11 protein-coding genes are annotated in these 16,461 nt (G+C 65.7%); 3 read left to right on the top strand and 8 right to left on the bottom strand.

Annotation, left to right across the window (positions count from 1 at the left end; genetic code table 11):
* Positions 1-23: 23 nt before the first annotated feature.
* Genes FGK63_RS10690 through mraZ form a run of 6 tightly spaced genes read right to left on the bottom strand, consistent with a single transcriptional unit; the run spans position 24 to position 6,570 of the window.
* On the bottom strand, positions 24-1,418 hold the full coding sequence (locus FGK63_RS10690; protein ID WP_138841985.1) for a UDP-N-acetylmuramoyl-tripeptide--D-alanyl-D-alanine ligase: 1,395 nt from the start codon (positions 1,416-1,418) through the stop codon (positions 24-26).
* Positions 1,415-2,896 (bottom strand): UDP-N-acetylmuramoyl-L-alanyl-D-glutamate--2,6-diaminopimelate ligase, encoded by a 1,482-nt coding sequence (locus tag FGK63_RS10685; RefSeq protein ID WP_138841983.1) that lies wholly within the window; start codon positions 2,894-2,896, stop codon positions 1,415-1,417. The genes FGK63_RS10690 and FGK63_RS10685 overlap by 4 nt, the downstream gene beginning before the upstream one ends.
* Before the next feature lie 21 nt (positions 2,897-2,917).
* On the bottom strand, positions 2,918-4,705 hold the full coding sequence (locus tag FGK63_RS10680) for a peptidoglycan D,D-transpeptidase FtsI family protein (protein ID WP_138841981.1): 1,788 nt from the start codon (positions 4,703-4,705) through the stop codon (positions 2,918-2,920).
* Positions 4,702-5,070, bottom strand: coding sequence for a cell division protein FtsL (ftsL, locus tag FGK63_RS10675; protein WP_138841979.1), 369 nt, complete (start codon positions 5,068-5,070; stop codon positions 4,702-4,704). Before ftsL ends, FGK63_RS10680 begins: the two co-directional genes overlap by 4 nt.
* Positions 5,067-6,062: a 16S rRNA (cytosine(1402)-N(4))-methyltransferase RsmH gene (gene rsmH / locus FGK63_RS10670; protein ID WP_138841977.1), complete on the bottom strand. Its 996-nt coding sequence runs from the start codon at positions 6,060-6,062 to the stop codon at positions 5,067-5,069. The genes ftsL and rsmH overlap by 4 nt, the downstream gene beginning before the upstream one ends.
* Positions 6,063-6,066: 4 nt before the next feature.
* Complete coding sequence (gene mraZ, locus FGK63_RS10665; RefSeq protein WP_218961130.1) at positions 6,067-6,570, bottom strand: division/cell wall cluster transcriptional repressor MraZ; 504 nt, start codon at positions 6,568-6,570, stop codon at positions 6,067-6,069.
* A gap of 912 nt (positions 6,571-7,482) precedes the next feature.
* On the opposite strand from mraZ, the gene FGK63_RS21215 reads away from it, so the two are divergent.
* Positions 7,483-7,707 (top strand): DUF1127 domain-containing protein, encoded by a 225-nt coding sequence (locus FGK63_RS21215; RefSeq protein ID WP_138841973.1) that lies wholly within the window; start codon positions 7,483-7,485, stop codon positions 7,705-7,707.
* A gap of 404 nt (positions 7,708-8,111) precedes the next feature.
* On the opposite strand, the gene FGK63_RS10655 is transcribed toward FGK63_RS21215, so the two are convergent.
* On the bottom strand, positions 8,112-10,511 hold the full coding sequence (locus tag FGK63_RS10655) for an ATP-dependent helicase (protein WP_138841971.1): 2,400 nt from the start codon (positions 10,509-10,511) through the stop codon (positions 8,112-8,114).
* 135 nt (positions 10,512-10,646) lie between these two features.
* Here FGK63_RS10655 and FGK63_RS10650 point away from each other — a divergent pair, with 135 nt between their 5' ends.
* Together FGK63_RS10650 and FGK63_RS10645 are read left to right on the top strand one after the other, a co-directional pair.
* Positions 10,647-11,780 (top strand): alpha-hydroxy acid oxidase, encoded by a 1,134-nt coding sequence (locus tag FGK63_RS10650; RefSeq protein WP_138841969.1) that lies wholly within the window; start codon positions 10,647-10,649, stop codon positions 11,778-11,780.
* Between the two features lie 153 nt (positions 11,781-11,933).
* Entirely contained in the window at positions 11,934-15,371 is a 3,438-nt protein-coding gene (locus FGK63_RS10645) for a pyruvate carboxylase (protein ID WP_138841967.1), read from the top strand.
* 71 nt (positions 15,372-15,442) lie between these two features.
* Here the strand turns inward: FGK63_RS10645 and FGK63_RS20740 are convergent, their stop codons facing one another.
* Positions 15,443-16,309, bottom strand: coding sequence for a hypothetical protein (locus tag FGK63_RS20740; protein WP_171052624.1), 867 nt, complete (start codon positions 16,307-16,309; stop codon positions 15,443-15,445).
* Positions 16,310-16,461 lie beyond the last annotated feature (152 nt).

The raw sequence follows: 16,461 nt of genomic DNA, 5'->3' as shown, positions 1-16,461 counted from the left end.
TCGATACCTTCCTCAGTCGCGTATCAACGTTCAACCGCGGGGCCTTGCCCCATTTTGCGGACGCCGTCAACGATCCGCGCCAATCCCATGCTGAGCGAGCCCTTGGCCAGAACCACGTCCCCGGCCTGCACCAGGTCCGGCAGGCGCTCGGCCATTTCGGCGCTGTTTTCGGTCCAGAGGCCGCGCTTGGCCTCGGGCAAGGCTGCGTGCAGCGCCCGCATCAGCGGACCGATGCAATGGACCTTGTCCACGCGTTTCATCGCGTCCAGGCCTGCCATTCCCGCGTGCATCGACTCGGCCTGCGGCCCCAGTTCCTTCATGTCGCCCAGGAACGCCACGCGGCGGTCGCCCTGCGCGGCGGCCACCACCTCGAGCGCCGCGGCCATCGAGGTCGGGTTGGCGTTGTAGCTGTCGTCGAGCAGGTCGAGCCTGCCGCCGCCGGCCAGTTCGATCCGTTCGCGCACGCCGCGGCCCTTGTAGGGCGACCAGCGGCGCAGTCCTTGGGCGGCGTCCGGCAGGGAAAGCCCCAGTTCGACGCAGGCGGCCAGCGCGCCGAGGCCGTTCATCGCGAAATGCGTGCCGGCCGAGCCGATCCGGTAGTCGATCTCGGTGCCCTGCGCCACGGCCCTGGCGCGGGTGAGATCCTCTTGCGCGATCACCTCGGTCAGCCGGAAGTCCTTGGCCCTGCGCCCGAATTCGACGATCCGGGCGCCTTGCGCGCGGGCATGACCGCGCAGGATGTCCGCCTGTTCGATGTCGGCATTGACGATCGCCGCCCCGCCCGGCGTCAGGCCATCGAAGATCGCCGCCTTTTCATGCGCGATGCCGTCCACCGAGTCGAACGCCTCGAGGTGAACGGCGGCGACGGTGGTGACCAGCGCGACATGCGGGCGGGCCTGCAGGGCCAGCGGTGCGATCTCGCCGGGATGGTTCATGCCGATCTCGATGACCGCGAATTCGGTGTCGCGCGGCATCCGCGCCAAGGTCAGCGGCACGCCCCAGTGATTGTTGTAGCTGGCGACGCTGGCATGGGTGCGGCCGTGCGCGGCAAGGATCGTCGCCAGCATTTCCTTGGTCGAGGTCTTGCCGACGCTGCCGGTGACGGCGACGACCCGCGCGTCGCAGCGCGACCGCGCCGCCTGCCCCAAGGCTTCGAGCGCGGCCTGCACGTCTTCCACGATCAGCAGCGGCGCATCGGGCGCAACGCCTTCGGGAATCCGCGAGACAAGCGCGGCGCCCGCGCCGTTTTCCAGCGCCTGCGCCACGAAATCATGGCCGTCCCGCGACGCCTTGAGCGCCACGAAAAGGTCGCCGGGCTGGATGCTGCGGGTGTCGATGGAAACGCCGTCCGCCTGCCAGTCGGCGGTGGCGCGGCCTTTGGTGGCCTCGGCGGCCTCGGCGGCGGTCCAGAGCGTCATGCCACCCTCCCGTCCAGCGCGGCCACGGCAATGCTGGCCTGTTCGGCATCGTCGAAGGGCAGGATCTGGTCGCCCACGATCTGCCCGGATTCGTGCCCCTTGCCGGCGATCAGCAGCGCGTCTCCGGGCTGCAGCGCGTCGATGCCGCGCAGGATCGCCTCGGCCCGGTCGCCCACCTCGGTCGCGTCCGGCGCGCCCGCCATCACGGCGGACCGGATCAGGGCGGGGTCTTCGCTGCGCGGGTTGTCGTCGGTGACATAGACGATGTCGGCATTCTCGGCCGCCGCCCGGCCCATGAGCGGGCGTTTCCCGGCGTCGCGGTCGCCGCCCGCGCCCACGATGGCGATCAGGCGGCCCATCACATGCGGGCGCAGAGCCTTGAGGGCGGTCGAAACCGCGTCGGGCGTGTGGGCGTAATCGACGAAGACCGCGGCGCCGTTGCCGCGGGTCGCCGCAAGTTGCATCCGCCCGCACACGGTCGTCAGATGCGGCAGGGTTTCAAAGACGCGCTCGGGCTCGTCGCCGCTGGCGATGACCAGGCCGCAGGCCAGCAGGATGTTTTCGGCCTGAAAGCCGCCGATCAGGTTCAGCCGAGCCTGGAACGCCCTGCCCTGCCAGGAGAACCGCAGATCCTGCCCGGTGGCGTCGAAGCGCTGGTTCAGCAGGCTCAGGTCCCCGCCGGCGCGGCCGACCGTCAGGATCTTCTGCCCGCGCGCGGCGGCCACGGCCCGCATTTCGGCCCCCTTGGGGTCGTCCAGGTTGATGACCGCCGTCCCGTCCGGCGGCAGGACCCGGCGGAACAGCCCGGCCTTGGCGGCGAAATAGGCGTCGAAGGTCTCGTGATAGTCCAGATGGTCCTGGGTGAAGTTGGAAAAGCCCGCGGCGACCAGATGCACCCCGTCGAGACGGCGCTGTTCGAGACCGTGCGAGGACGCCTCCATCGCCGCATGGGTGACGCCGTTGGCGGCGGCTTCGGCCAGGCATCGGTGCAGGGTAATGGGTTCGGGCGTGGTATGGGCCAGCGGCGCGGTCCAGGCCCCTTCGACGCCGGTCGTGCCCAGGTTGACGGCGGAATGGCCAAGCTCGGTCCAGATCTGGCGCACGAAGGTCGCGACCGAGGTCTTGCCGTTGGTGCCGGTCACCGCGACCATCGTCTCGGGCTGGGCCCCGAACCACAGCGCGGCGGTGTAGGCCAGCGCCTGCCGCGGATCCTCGACGATCACCAGAGCGGCGTCCGAGGCGGCCAGTTCCTGCGCCGCGATCTCGGCCCCCTCGGCATCGGTCAGGATGGCGGCGGCGCCCATGCGCAGCGCGAACTGGATGAATTCGCCGCCGTGAACGCGGGTTCCGGGAAGCGCGGCGAAGAGATAGCCGTCCTTCACCTCGCGGCTGTCCACCGCCAGCCCGGTTATGTCGGGATTTCGGCCGCCCCTGGCGGTCAGGGCCAGTTGGTTAAGTTTCGTCGTCCTTACACCCATGACCCACCCGCATGAATCTGCCTAGTTTGAGGTCAGGGTTATAGCAGCGCTCGCGTCAGGCTCAAGCCGGGGACGCAGGCCCAGCAAAGGTGCGATCCGCCCGATCAGTTCGGCGGCGACCGGCACGGCGGTCCATCCGGCCGTCCGGCGCTTTTCGCCGTAGGCGACGATCGACGGCTCGTCGAGCGTGACGACGAGCACGTATTTCGGGTCATAGGCGGGGAACAGCGTGGCGAAGGTCGCGATCACCTTGTCGTCGTAATACCCGCCGCGCGGCTTTGGCTTGTCGGCGGTGCCGGTCTTGCCCGCCACGTCGTAGCCGGGCACCTCGCCGAAGCTGGCGGTGCCGCTGGTCACCACCCGGCGCAGCATGTCCTGCGCCTGGCGCGCCGCGTTTGCGGACATCACCCGGGGGCCGTATTGCGGGCCGTTGCGCCGCAGGATCGTCGGGCTGACATAATAGCCGCCATTGGCGATGGCGGCATAGCCCGCCGCCAGATGCATGGCGCTGGTCGACAGACCGTGCCCGTACGAGATGGTGACGGTGCTCAACTCGCCCCATTTCTTGGGCTTCAGGGGTTCGCTGCCCGTCGCTTCGACGATCTCGAAGGGGGTCGGCTCGAACATGCCCAGCGCCTCGAGGAACTGTTGCTGCCGCTCGGCCCCGATCTGCAGGGCCAGCCGCCCGGTGCCGCGGTTCGAACTTTTGACGATGATTTCGGCGACGCTGATCTTGCCGTAGTTCTTGTTGTCGAACTCGCCGATCGGAAAGCGCCCGATCCGCATCGGGCCGGAAGTATCGATGATGGTTTCGGAATTCACCAGACCCAGATCCACGGCCTGCGCGGCGGTGAAGATCTTGTAGACCGAGCCCAGTTCATAGACGCCCTGCACATAGCGGTTGAAAAGCGGGCTGTCGGAGGGGTCGAAGCCCGAGGTGGGCGGGCGCGGACGGTCGTTGGGGTCGAAGGACGGCAGCGAGGCGGCCGAGATCACTTCGCCGGTATGCGCGTTCATCAGCACCGCCGAGGCGCCCTTGGCGTTCATGATCTTCATGCCGCCGTAAAGCACCTGCTCGACCGCGGCCTGGACGGTCAGGTCCAGCGACAGCATGAGCGGTTTGTTGCCGTTGGCCGGGTCGCGCAGATAGCTGTCGAACTGCTTTTCCACGCCAGCGACGCCGATGACCTCGGCGGCGTTGACCCCCTCGCGGCCGAATCCGGCGCCGCCCAGGATGTGCGCGGCAAGCTGGCCGTTGGGGTAAAGCCGCATCTCGCGCGGGCCGAACAGGATGCCGGGATCGCCGATGTCATGCACCGCCTGCTTCTGTTCGGGTGAAATGCGTTTCTTGATCCAAAGGAACTTGCGGTCACCGGAGAAGTCCTGGATCAGGCGGTCCCTGTCCAGATCCGGGAAGACCTTGACCAGCCCATCGGCCGCGGCCACGGGATCGACCATCAGCGGCGGCTGGGCGTAGACCGAATAGGTTTCGAGGTTGGTCGCCAGAATGCGGCCTTCGCGGTCGACGATGTCGGCCCGCTGCATCGCGATCGAGGCGCCGGACGCGCTGGCCAGGGGCTCCTGCGCCTCGGACGTGGCAAGCATCCCCATTCGCGCCCCGATCACGGCGAAGACGCAGAAGAAGAAGGCGCCAAGGACCAGCAACCGGCCTTCGGCCCGGGCGCGGGCGCGGTCCTTCATGTCCTCGTGGCGCTTGCGGATGTTCTCGCGCTCGATGGCGTCGGGGTTTTCGCCGCGGGCGCGGGCTTCGAGGATACGGGCCAGGGGGCGGAGCGGCGTGCGTGTCATGGCTGCTGCACCTCGGCCATGGCCTTGACGTCGGTGATGGCCTGCAACTCGCCCGGATCGACGATCGGCAGGTCGGGATCCTCGCCATAGGCGATCTGGTCGGCGCGGCCGAACTGTTCGGCGCGCAGCGGCAGAAGTCCGAGCCGTTCAAAGTTCAGGTCGGCCAGTTCGCGCAGCCGGTCGGGCCGGTTCAGGTAGGCCCATTCGGCGCGCAGGATGCTGAGCCGGGCCTGCGCCGCGCCGATCTGGTGCTGCAGCAGCTGCGTTTCCTTCAACACCTGCTGGGTGCGGTAATTCTCCTGATACGCCCAAAGCGCCAGTCCGAACACGGACAGAGCGGTCAACACATACAAAACACTCTTCATCTCGCTCCTCCACTCAATTGTGGCATACCGATCGCGCGGGGATCGACGGCCCCCGCAGGCGCATCGGTCCGAATTGCAACCCTCAGCTTGGCCGAACGCGCGCGGGGGTTTTCCGCCAACTCCTGCGCGTCCGGGCCGATGGCCTTGCGGGTCTTGAGGGTGAATTGCGGCTTGTCTTCCTGCAATTCGGGCGCATGGCGGCTGCCGCGCCCGGTCTTGCCCGCCCGCGCCTGCAAAAAGCGTTTCACCATCCGGTCCTCGATCGAATGAAAGGTGACGACCGCCAGCTGCCCGCCGGGCCTGAGCGCCCGTTCCGCGGCCATCAGACCCTCGAACAATTCCTCGTATTCCCGGTTCACCGCGATGCGCAGCGCCTGGAACGAGCGCGTTGCGGGGTGGGACTGCCCCGGCTTGGCGCGCGGCAGGCAACCCTCGATGATTTCGGTCAGCCGCAGAGTGGTCGTGATCGGTTCCTCGGCGCGCGCCTTGACGATGGCCTTGGCGATGCGGCGGCTGGCGCGTTCCTCGCCGTAGTGGAACAGGATGTCGGCCAACTGCGCCTCGGAGGCGGTGTTGACGAGGTCGGCGGCGCTTGGGCCCTCCTGGCTCATTCGCATGTCCAGCGGGCCCTCCTTCATGAAGGAAAACCCCCGCTCGGCCTGGTCGAGCTGCATCGACGACACGCCGAGGTCCAGAACCACGCCGTCGAGATCCTGCGCGTAGTCGTCCATGCGCGAGAACACGCCGGGCTGCATCACCAGCCGGTCGCCGTAGTCGCCGGCCCAGGAGGCGGCCATCTCGAAGGCGAGCGGGTCGCGATCGACGCCGATCACCCTGTCCGCGCCGGCGTCCAGCAGGCCGCGGGCATAGCCCCCGGCGCCGAACGTGCCATCCAGCCAGACCCCCGAAACGGGCGCGACCGCCGCCAGAAGCGGCCGCAGCAAGACGGGAATATGCGGGCTGTCCGATTGAGGGCGGTCCGCGGCAGCCATGCCGTCACGTGCCCCCCGGACCGTCGAGGAACTGCATCGGGTCGAAATCGTCGCCCTGATCCGCCATCCACTGTTCGGCCTTGACCATTTCCTCGGTCTCATAGGTCTCGGGTTTCCAGATCTGGAAGGTGTCGCCGGCGGCGATGAAAAACGCCTCACCCTCGAGCGCGATCTTGTCGCGCAGCTTGGCCGGCAGCACCAGGCGCCCGGTTTCGTCCACGTTGGTGGGAAAGGACTGCCCGTGAAACATGCGCTGCAGGGCCTTGCGCTCCATCGAGCCGCGCGGCAGCGCGTCGATCTTGGCGTCGACCTCGTCGATCGCCTCCATGGTGTAGCATTCCAGGAATTTCCGGCGGTGGTCGCCGTAGACGATCACAAGTTCGGGGTTGCCGCCGGATTGCCAGTTGGGGTCGCCGGCTTCGAGCACACGGCGAAACGAGGCCGGGATCGACACCCTGCCCTTGCTGTCCACCTTGTGGTGGCTTTCGCCTCTGAACCTGCGCGCCAAGACGAGAGTCCCTTTCGCTTGCGCCCCTAAAAATTCCGCCCCCGGAGTTAAAAACGGCGGGTTGATCTGCTGCCACCGATCAACCCGCCGCATTTGCCCGCTTTGCGGGATGTCCAGCTGCGCGCGCCACCTGGGGGGATGTCTGCTCGCCCGCGCGCCGGATCTCTTGGTCTGATGAAAGCGAGATGCCTGTATGAAACCTGTTTGTTTTTGGTTGGGGTCGTTTGGTGCCCCGGTCGCCTCGTCCTCATCGGATGTATTAGGGATGACATGGGAATTCATGGAAATCAACAGGTATTTTGGGGAAAAGTTCAGAACAGGCGCATCTGAACGCCCAATGGATACTGTGTTTTTCAAGTGCTTCGGACAAAAATGTGGCACTTGTTGTTATCAGTCCGAAAACCGACACAACATATAGCAAGAAACCCTTGCGCCGAAATTTGTCCCATGAATTCCCGGAAAATTCGCTTCGAACAAGGAATTTCCGCCTTTGCACCCCGTGTCGGCCCAAAATCTCCGGCGAATCACCCGGGTTTCCTCTGCTGAAACCTGGGGAGCGGAGCATTCATTCGGACAGGCCGCGCATTCGTCCCATGATTTCCCGCCCGCGATTCCGGCGCTGCAAAACGCCGATCCGTGTCAAGCTCAATCGATATGCAGGGCGCCCAAGACACGGGCAAGGTTCTTTTCGGCCCTCTGGTGCCCTAACGGCAACCAAATCCGCATGTTGCCCAAAACGTCAACCTTTCTTGGCCTTTCCGGGCGCCTCCGGAATTCTCCAACCAATCCATGCATTTGCTGCATAGCAGCATTGATCACGTCCCCCATTGTGCAGCCGCAGCAATCGCTTATTTTCGCTCTCAAGCAAACGGCGGCACACGCCGCAAAGACAAGAAACTACAGGTTACTACCATGGCTGTCATAAGCGACCACACGGCCCATAAAGGCACATTTTTCGCCGGCCTCTCCTCTCTGATCGAGGCCGCCAAAGCCCGCTACACCCGTCACAGGGTGTATCGCCAGACCGTCAACGAGCTGTCGGCCCTGTCGACGCGCGACCTGGCGGACCTGGGTCTGCACCGGTCGATGATCCGGCGCGTGGCCCTGCAGGCGGCAGAAGACTTCACCGCGCGCTGAGCGCGAAGGAATACACGGGATCGGACCCTTCTCCTCCTCCCTGGAGGGTCTGAAACTTGGCGGCGGCATCCTCCTCCTCCCTGATGCCGCCGCACGTCATACCGGCCCCGAAAGCCGGACGCTGATACACCGGGTTCTCCTCCTCCCTACCCGGTGTTGCAAGCGCGCGGCGATGCCTCTCCTCCTCCCTGGCATCGCCGCGACCTTCATACCGGGATGAAACCCGGGTTCGGATACATCGGGTCTCTCCTCCTCCCTGATCCGGTGTTGCAAAGAACGGCGGTTCCCCTCCTCCTCCCTGGGAACCGCCGTTTCTGTTTTTTTGGGACGCGCATGAAAAAGGCGCCCGGTTTGCGGCCGGACGCCCATCTGCATCGGGGCGAGAGGCCCCGTTTCACGCCATTTCAGAACGGCACGTCGTCGCTGGCCGAGAGGAACCGGGCCACGACCTTTTTGGTGCCGGCCTTTTCGAATTCCACCTCGACCTTGTCGCCTTCGATGCCGATGACCGCGCCATAACCGAATTTCTGGTGAAACACGCGGTCGCCCAGGGTAAAGCTGGCCACCGCGTCCAGGTCGATCACCGTGTTGCGGCTTTCGCGCGGCTGCGACATGCCGTATTGCCCCTGCCGCGCCTGCATCCGCTTCCAGCCGGGCGAGTTGTAGACATTGGCCGCGGCGGCGCGGGTCTCGATGCCGGGCGTGCTGTAGCCGCCCCCACCATAGAGGCCCGGCGGCGTCAACACCTCGACATGATTCTCGGGCAGTTCGTCGATGAAGCGCGAGGGCATTGAGTTCTGCCATTGCCCGAACACCCGCCGGTTGGCGGCGAAGGAGATGGTGCAGACCTCTTCGGCGCGGGTGATGCCGACATAGGCCAGGCGGCGTTCCTCTTCGAGGCCCTTGAGGCCGGATTCGTCCATCGACCGCTGCGACGGGAACAGCCCGTCCTCCCACCCCGGCAGGAAGACGGCGGGGAATTCGAGGCCCTTGGCGGCGTGCAGGGTCATGATCGAGACCTTGCTTTCCGCGTCCAGGCTGTCGTTGTCCATGATCAGGCTGACATGCTCGAGGAACCCTTGCAGGTTCTCGAAGCTTTCCAGCGCCTTGACCAGTTCCTTGAGGTTCTCCAGCCGCCCCGGAGCCTCGGGCGTTTTGTCGTTCTGCCAGTGGGCGGTGTAGCCGGATTCGTCCAGCACGATCTGCGCCAGTTCGATGTGGGAGGTTTCGGGATCGCCATATCGGACCGGCGTGGCGCCGTCGTCGATCACCGAATCGTCGTCGATCTCGATACGCGGACCGCGCGTCATGGCGTTCCAGCGGGCCAGATCATCGACAAGCTGCCGCAGCGCCGCGGCGCCCTTGCCCTTGATCGCCCCCTGTTCGACCGCGAGACGCGCGCCCTCGACCAGCGACACGCCATGCGCGCGGGCGGTCATCTGGATGGTCTGCTGCGCCTTGTCGCCAAGGCCGCGCTTGGGCACGTTCACGATCCGCTCGAAGGCCAGATCGTCTTCGGGGCTGACGACCAGCCGAAAATAGGCCATGGCGTCGCGGATCTCCATCCGCTCGTAGAAACGCGGGCCGCCGATTACGCGGTACGGCAGGCCGATGGTCAGGAAACGGTCCTCGAAGGCGCGCATCTGGTGGCTGGCGCGGACGAGGATGGCGATTTCGTCCAACGCCATCGGGCGCATGCCCCGCGTGCCGCCCTGCATCGCGTCGATCTCTTCGCCGATCCAGCGGGCTTCTTCCTCGCCGTCCCAATGGCCGATCAGCCTGACCTTTTCGCCCTGCTCCGCCTCGGTCCACAACTCCTTGCCCAAGCGCCCCTCGTTGCCGCGAATGACGTTCGAGGCGGCGGCGAGGATGTGCGGGGTCGAGCGGTAGTTCTGCTCGAGCCGCACCACATGCGCGCCGGGAAAGTCCTTTTCGAAACGCAGGATGTTGCCGACCTCGGCGCCGCGCCAGCCATAGATCGACTGGTCGTCGTCGCCGACGCAGCAGATGTTCTTGTGCCCGCCCGCCAGCAACCGCAGCCACAGGTACTGGGCGACGTTGGTGTCCTGGTATTCATCCACCAGGATGTAGCGGAACCAGCGCTGGTACTGCTCCAGCACGTCCGGATGGGTCTGAAAGATCGTGACCATGTGCAGCAGCAGGTCGCCGAAATCGACGGCGTTCAGCTCGCGCAGGCGGGTCTGGTATTGTTCATAGAGATCGACGCCCTTGTGGTTGTAGGCATCAGAATCCATTGTCGGCACTTTGTCAGGCGCCAGCGCTCGGTTCTTCCAATTATCAATGAAGTTGGCCAGCAAACGTACAGGCCACCGTTTGTCGTCGATACTCGCCGCCTGCACCAGTTGCTTGAGCAGGCGCAATTGGTCGTCGGAGTCGAGAATTGTGAAATTTGATTTTAGATCTACCAATTCTGCGTGGCGGCGCAGCAATTTTGCCGAAAGAGCGTGGAAGGTGCCCATCCACGGAATTGGGTGTTGTAAACTGAAAGGCGTTTTTGCCAGCCGTTTCTTCATGTCTTGCGCGGCCTTGTTGGTAAAGGTCACCGCGAGAATTTGGTCCGGCCGCGCTCGCCCGACGGTGATGAGATGAGCAACGCGGGCCATGAGCGTTTTCGTCTTGCCCGTCCCCGCGCCCGCCAGCATCAGGACGGGGCCGTCGAGTTTCTCGACCGCCTCGCGCTGCGCCGGGTTCAGGTCGTCCATGTAGGCCGCCGGGCGGGCTGCCATGGCCCGCGCGGACAGCGATGCGCCTTCGAAGGCGTCGGTTTCGTCGAAACTGCTCATGTCCGCAAACTACGCCGGAATTAACCGGAGGGAAAGGGTTTGTTCCCGCCTTGTTCCCCTCATTTCCGGTGATTTCTCAAGTGCCTGACAACGTTGAGTCCTTGCCGAATCGCGGTGCGCGCCCGATCAATCCTCATGGACTTGCACAGCACCTACCCGGGAATCGAGGATCTGAAGCGGCGCGCCCGGCGGCGGATACCGCATTTCGTCTGGGAATATCTCGACAGCGGCACTGGGACCGAGGCCACCGTGGGCCGCAACCGCGCGGCGCTGGATCGCGTGGGTTTCATGCCGTCGATTTTGCACGGGCCGCTGGATTTCGACCCGGAGGTGCGGTTTCTGGGCAAGGACCATCCCCTGCCCGTCGGCATTGCGCCCATCGGCATGTCGGGGCTGATCTGGCCCGATGCCGAGGGCATTCTGGCCCGCGCCGCCGCGCGCGAGGGAATACCCTATACCCTGTCCACCGTCGCCAGCCAGAGCCCCGAGGATCTGGCCCCGCACCTGGGGGAAAATGCCTGGTTCCAGCTTTACCCGCCGAAGGATCCCGGAATCCGCAAGGACATGCTGGACCGCGCCCGCGCCGCCGGGTTCTCGACGCTGGTGCTGACCGCCGACGTGCCGGTCGCGTCGCGGCGCGAGCGCCAGACGCGATCGGGACTGACGCAGCCGCCGAAACTGACCCCGCGCCTGATGGCTCAGGTGGCGCTGCGACCGGCCTGGGCGCTGGGGATGGCGCGGGCGGGGATGCCGCGGATGCGGACGCTGGACAAATACGTGCAGGAGCGGCTGAACCTGCCGCCGACCGCGCATGTCGGTTATCTGCTGCGCACCTCGCCCGGCATGGACTACGTGAAATGGCTGCGCGACAGTTGGGATGGGCCTTTCGTCGTCAAGGGCGTGCTGCGGCCCGAAGATGCGGCGCCGCTGGCGGCGGCGGGGGTCGATGCGCTCTGGGTTTCGAATCATGGAGGCCGGCAATTCGACGGCGCGCCGGCCAGCATCGACGCCCTGCCCGCCATCCGGGCGGCCGCGGATCTGCCGCTGATCTTCGACGGTGGCGTCGCCGGGGGGCTGGACATCCTGCGCGCCCTGGCGCTTGGCGCCGATCTCGTGATGCTCGGACGGGCGCTCCTCTATGGCCTCGCCGCCTTGGGAGAGGCCGGGCCCGGTCATGTGATCGACCTGCTGCGAAGGGACCTTGAGGCCAACATGGGCCAGCTGGGTGCGGCGCGGCTGGCCGATCTGCCTCGGCCGATCACTCTGTAGAATCACGCCGCGCCGCGGCAGCGGTAACGGTCAAAGCGTCGCATCGCGGCGTTTGCGAGCGATAACATGCCGGTTCTACCCAGAACTACAGATATACCTGCGCGTATTGTCCGCCTAAAACCACGGCCAAGCTGAAAGACAACGGGACCTGCCATGACCGACTTCAAGAAAATCCTGATCGCAAACCGCGGAGAAATCGCCATCCGAGTGATGCGCGCGGCGAACGAGATGGGCAAACGCACCGTTGCCGTCTTTGCCGAGGAGGACAAGCTGGGCCTGCACCGCTTCAAGGCGGACGAGGCCTATCGCATCGGTGAAGGCATGGGGCCGGTCGCGGCCTATCTGTCGATCGACGAGATCATCCGGGTCGCCAAGGAAAGCGGCGCGGACGCGATCCATCCGGGCTACGGCCTGTTGTCGGAAAACCCCAGATTCGTGGATGCCTGCGTCAAGAACGGCATCACCTTCATCGGCCCCAAGGCCGAGACCATGCGCGCGCTCGGCGACAAGGCCAGCGCGCGGCGCGTCGCCATCGAGGCCGGTGTGCCGGTGATCCCGGCGACCGAGGTGCTGGGCGACGACATGGACGCGATCCGCAAGGAGGCGGCCGAGATCGGCTATCCGCTGATGCTGAAAGCGTCCTGGGGCGGCGGCGGGCGCGGCATGCGGCCGATCCTGTCGGAAAAGGAGCTGGAGGAGAAGGTGCTGGAAGGCCGCCGTGAGGCGGAGGCCGCCTTCGGCAACGGCGAAGGCTATCTGGAAAAGATGATCATCCGCGCCCGCCACGTCGAGGTGCAGATCCTGGGCGACAAGCACGGGCAGATCTATCACCTTTACGAACGGGACTGTTCGGTCCAGCGCCGCAACCAGAAGGTGGTGGAGCGCGCGCCCGCGCCCTACCTGAGCGAAGAGCAGCGCGCCGAGATCTGCGACCTGGGCCGCCGCATCTGCGCCCATGTGAACTATGAATGCGCGGGCACCGTCGAGTTCCTGATGGATATGGACACCGGCAAGTTCTACTTCATCGAGGTGAACCCCCGCGTGCAGGTGGAACACACCGTCACCGAGGAAGTCACCGGCATCGACATCGTGCAGGCGCAGATCCTGATCGCCGAGGGCAAGACGCTGGCCGAGGCCACCGGCATGGCCGGCCAGGAGGACATCAAGCTCAACGGCCACGCGCTGCAGACCCGGATCACGACCGAAGATCCGCAGAACAACTTCATCCCCGACTATGGCCGCATCACCGCCTACCGCTCGGCCACCGGCATGGGCATCCGCCTGGACGGCGGCACGGCCTATGCGGGCGGGGTGATCACGCGGTACTACGACTCGCTGCTGACCAAGGTGACGGCCTGGGCGCCGACGCCCGAGAAGGCGATTTCCCGGATGGACCGCGCGCTGCGCGAATTCCGCATCCGCGGGGTTTCGACGAATATCGACTTCGTCATCAACCTGCTGAAGCACCCGACCTTTTTGTCGAACGAATACACCACCAAGTTCATCGACACGACGCCCGAGCTTTTCACCTTCAAGAAGCGGCGCGACCGCGGCACCAAGGTCCTGACCTATATCGCGGACATCACGGTGAACGGTCACCCCGAGACCAAGGACCGCCCGCTGCCGCGCGCCGACCTGAAAGAGCCCAAGGCCCCGGCGAAGAAGGCCGAGCCGCAGATGGGCACCCGCAACCTGCTGGAGCAGAAAGGCCCGCAGGCGGTCGCCGACTGGATGAAGGCGCAGCGGCAGCTCTTGATCACCGACACCACCATGCGCGACGGGCACCAGTCGCTGCTGGCGACGCGGATGCGGTCGATCGACATGATCCGGGTGGCGCCGACCTATGCCGCCAACCTGCCGCAGCTGTTCTCGGTGGAATGCTGGGGCGGCGCCACGTTCGACGTGGCCTACCGTTTCCTGCAGGAATGCCCGTGGCAGCGGCTGCGCGACCTGCGCGAGGCGATGCCGAACCTGATGACGCAAATGCTGCTGCGCGGCTCGAACGGGGTGGGCTACACCAACTATCCCGACAACGTGGTGCAGGAATTCGTGCGCCAGGCATCGAAGAACATCGACGTGTTCCGCGTCTTCGACTCGCTCAACTGGGTCGAGAACATGCGCGTCGCCATGGATGCGGTGATCGAGAACGGCAAGATCTGCGAGGGCACCGTCTGCTATACCGGCGACATCATGGACCCGGACCGGGCCAAGTACGACCTGAAATACTACGTCAGCACCGCCAGGGAACTGCGCGACGCGGGCGCGCATATCCTGGGCCTCAAGGACATGGCGGGCCTGCTGAAGCCGGCCGCCGCCAAGGCGCTGATCCGGGCGCTGAAGGAAGAGGTGGGCCTGCCCATCCATTTCCACACACATGACACCGCCGGCGTGGCCTGCGCCACCATCCTCGCCGCCTCCGAGGCGGGCGTGGACGCGGTGGACTGCGCGATGGACAGCTTCTCGGGCAACACGTCTCAGGCGACGCTGGGCACCGTGGTCGAGGCGCTGCGCCACACCGACCGCGACACCGGGCTAGACATCAAGGCGATCCGCGAGATCAGCGACTATTTCGAAGCGGTGCGCGGGCAATACGCGGCCTTCGAATCCGGCCTGCAGGCCCCTGCCTCGGAAGTCTATCTGCACGAGATGCCGGGCGGGCAGTTCACCAACCTGAAAGCGCAGGCGCGCTCGCTGGGGCTGGAGGAACGCTGGCACGAGGTGGCGCAGATGTATGCCGACGTGAACCGGATGTTCGGCGACATCGTCAAGGTCACGCCGTCCTCGAAGGTGGTGGGCGACATGGCGCTGATGATGGTGAGCCAGGGCCTGACCCGCGAGCAGGTCGAGGATCCGAACACCGACGTGGCCTTCCCGGACTCGGTCATCGACATGATGCGCGGCAACCTGGGTCAGCCGCCGGGCGGCTTCCCCGACAAGATCATCCGCAAGGTGCTGAAGGACGAGGCGCCCAACACCGAGCGGCCCGGCAAACACCTGCCCGCCGTCGATCTGGAAGCGACCCGCGCCGAGCTGTCCAAGCAGCTTGAAGGCAAGGAGGTCGATGACGAGGACCTGAACGGTTACCTGATGTATCCCAAGGTCTTCCTCGACTACATGGGCCGTCACCGGACCTATGGGCCGGTGCGCACCCTGCCGACGCGGACGTTCTTCTACGGCATGGAGCCGGGCGAGGAGATCACCGCCGAGATCGACCCCGGCAAGACGCTCGAGATCCGCTGCCAGGCCATCGGCGAGACCGACGAGAACGGCGAGGTCAAGGTGTTCTTCGAACTGAACGGCCAGCCGCGGGTGATCCGGGTGCCGAACCGGCTGGTGAAAGCCTCGACCATCCAGCGGGCCAAGGCGGAAGCGGGCAACCCGAACCACGTCGGCGCGCCGATGCCCGGCGTCGTGGCCACCGTAGCCGTCAGCGCCGGACAGGTGGTCAAGGAAGGCGACATGTTGCTGACCATCGAGGCGATGAAGATGGAAACCGGCATCCACGCCGAACGCGACGCCACCGTCAAGGCCGTCCACGTCCAGCCCGGCGGCCAGATCGACGCGAAGGATCTGCTGGTCGAGCTGGAATGAAATCGGGCGGCCGAAACGCCGCCCGCATGTAAAGCGTCGCGCCGCCCGGCTGTTGCGGGCGGCGCGTATCGTCAGTCGGTCAGCATGTCGTTCAGCGCGCTCACGGCTTCGTCCGACAGTTCCTGATCGCCGGTCAGATCCGCCAGGGCCTGATCGGTGACATCCTGCGCTTCGTCTACGGCATCCTCTGCGTTCTGGACATCGGTTTCGGCAGTCGCCACCGCTTCACTGGCGCTGCTCACCGCGTCATTGTAGTCGTCGACCGAGTCAAACCGATCCGCAATCTCGTCGTCGGACAGGCTTTCCAGATCGCTCAAATCCGTTTGCGCATCCGCCAAGGCCCCGAGCGCACCGGCCAGATCGTCCTGCGCCGTTGCAAGGTCGCCAAGCGTATCGCGGTAGCCGGACAGTTGCCCCACCCGGCTTTCGGGCGCGGCATTCGCGAAGGCCTGGGCGCTGGCATGTGCCGCGTTCAAGCCTTTCAGCTCGGATGAGATCTTGCCGTGCGTGTTCGGGGCGACCGCATGTCTCGCCTCTTTGGATTTGCCGTTGAACAGCCCCGAGACCTTGCCGGCGAATGCATCGGCCTTTGCGCCCAGCCCGAGGCCCTTGCCCTTGCCGTTACCCTTGCCGTTGCCGAGCCCCGAGAACACGCCCGAGCCGTTGCCGGACTTGCCCTTTCCCTTGCCGAAGCCATGGCCGACGCTCTTGCCGCCGGCATCGGCCTGACCGGCGCCGTGACCGCCGCCCTTGCCGCCACCGTTTCCGCCGCCCTTGCCGCCACCGTTTCCGCCGCCATTGCCTCCGCCGTTCCCGCCGCCGTTGCCGCCTTCCTTGGCGAAAGCGGCGTCAGGCGCGGCCACGGTGACCGCGAACCCGATGGCGCCGAGGAACAAGAATGACGTTGCCGCGACCCGGGCGATGGACAGAAGTTTCATGGGCACACCTCCGAAAGATCTTCGATGGAAAAACTCCATCCGCCGCGCGCGAACAGACCAAATTCCAATGCACAATTCATCGGGTAAAGAGCGTAGCGAAGGAATGTGGCAAAACATTGCCTGACAGGAACGCGCATGAAGCCGCCGATTTG

Source organism: Ruegeria sediminis (assembly GCF_005938215.1).
In the GTDB taxonomy this organism is placed as follows: domain Bacteria; phylum Pseudomonadota; class Alphaproteobacteria; order Rhodobacterales; family Rhodobacteraceae; genus Ruegeria; species Ruegeria sediminis.
This window is presented reverse-complemented; position numbering and strand designations above follow the sequence as displayed.

Coding starts and splice junctions, on each gene's coding strand:
- FGK63_RS10690 (WP_138841985.1), bottom strand. CDS start 1,418: ATGACGCTCTGGACCGCCGCCGAGGCCGCCGAGGCCACCAAAGGCCGC.
- FGK63_RS10685 (WP_138841983.1), bottom strand. CDS start 2,896: ATGGGTGTAAGGACGACGAAACTTAACCAACTGGCCCTGACCGCCAGG.
- FGK63_RS10680 (WP_138841981.1), bottom strand. CDS start 4,705: ATGACACGCACGCCGCTCCGCCCCCTGGCCCGTATCCTCGAAGCCCGC.
- ftsL (WP_138841979.1), bottom strand. CDS start 5,070: ATGAAGAGTGTTTTGTATGTGTTGACCGCTCTGTCCGTGTTCGGACTG.
- rsmH (WP_138841977.1), bottom strand. CDS start 6,062: ATGGCTGCCGCGGACCGCCCTCAATCGGACAGCCCGCATATTCCCGTC.
- FGK63_RS21215 (WP_138841973.1), top strand. CDS start 7,483: ATGGCTGTCATAAGCGACCACACGGCCCATAAAGGCACATTTTTCGCC.
- FGK63_RS10655 (WP_138841971.1), bottom strand. CDS start 10,511: ATGAGCAGTTTCGACGAAACCGACGCCTTCGAAGGCGCATCGCTGTCC.
- FGK63_RS10650 (WP_138841969.1), top strand. CDS start 10,647: ATGGACTTGCACAGCACCTACCCGGGAATCGAGGATCTGAAGCGGCGC.
- FGK63_RS10645 (WP_138841967.1), top strand. CDS start 11,934: ATGACCGACTTCAAGAAAATCCTGATCGCAAACCGCGGAGAAATCGCC.
- FGK63_RS20740 (WP_171052624.1), bottom strand. CDS start 16,309: ATGAAACTTCTGTCCATCGCCCGGGTCGCGGCAACGTCATTCTTGTTC.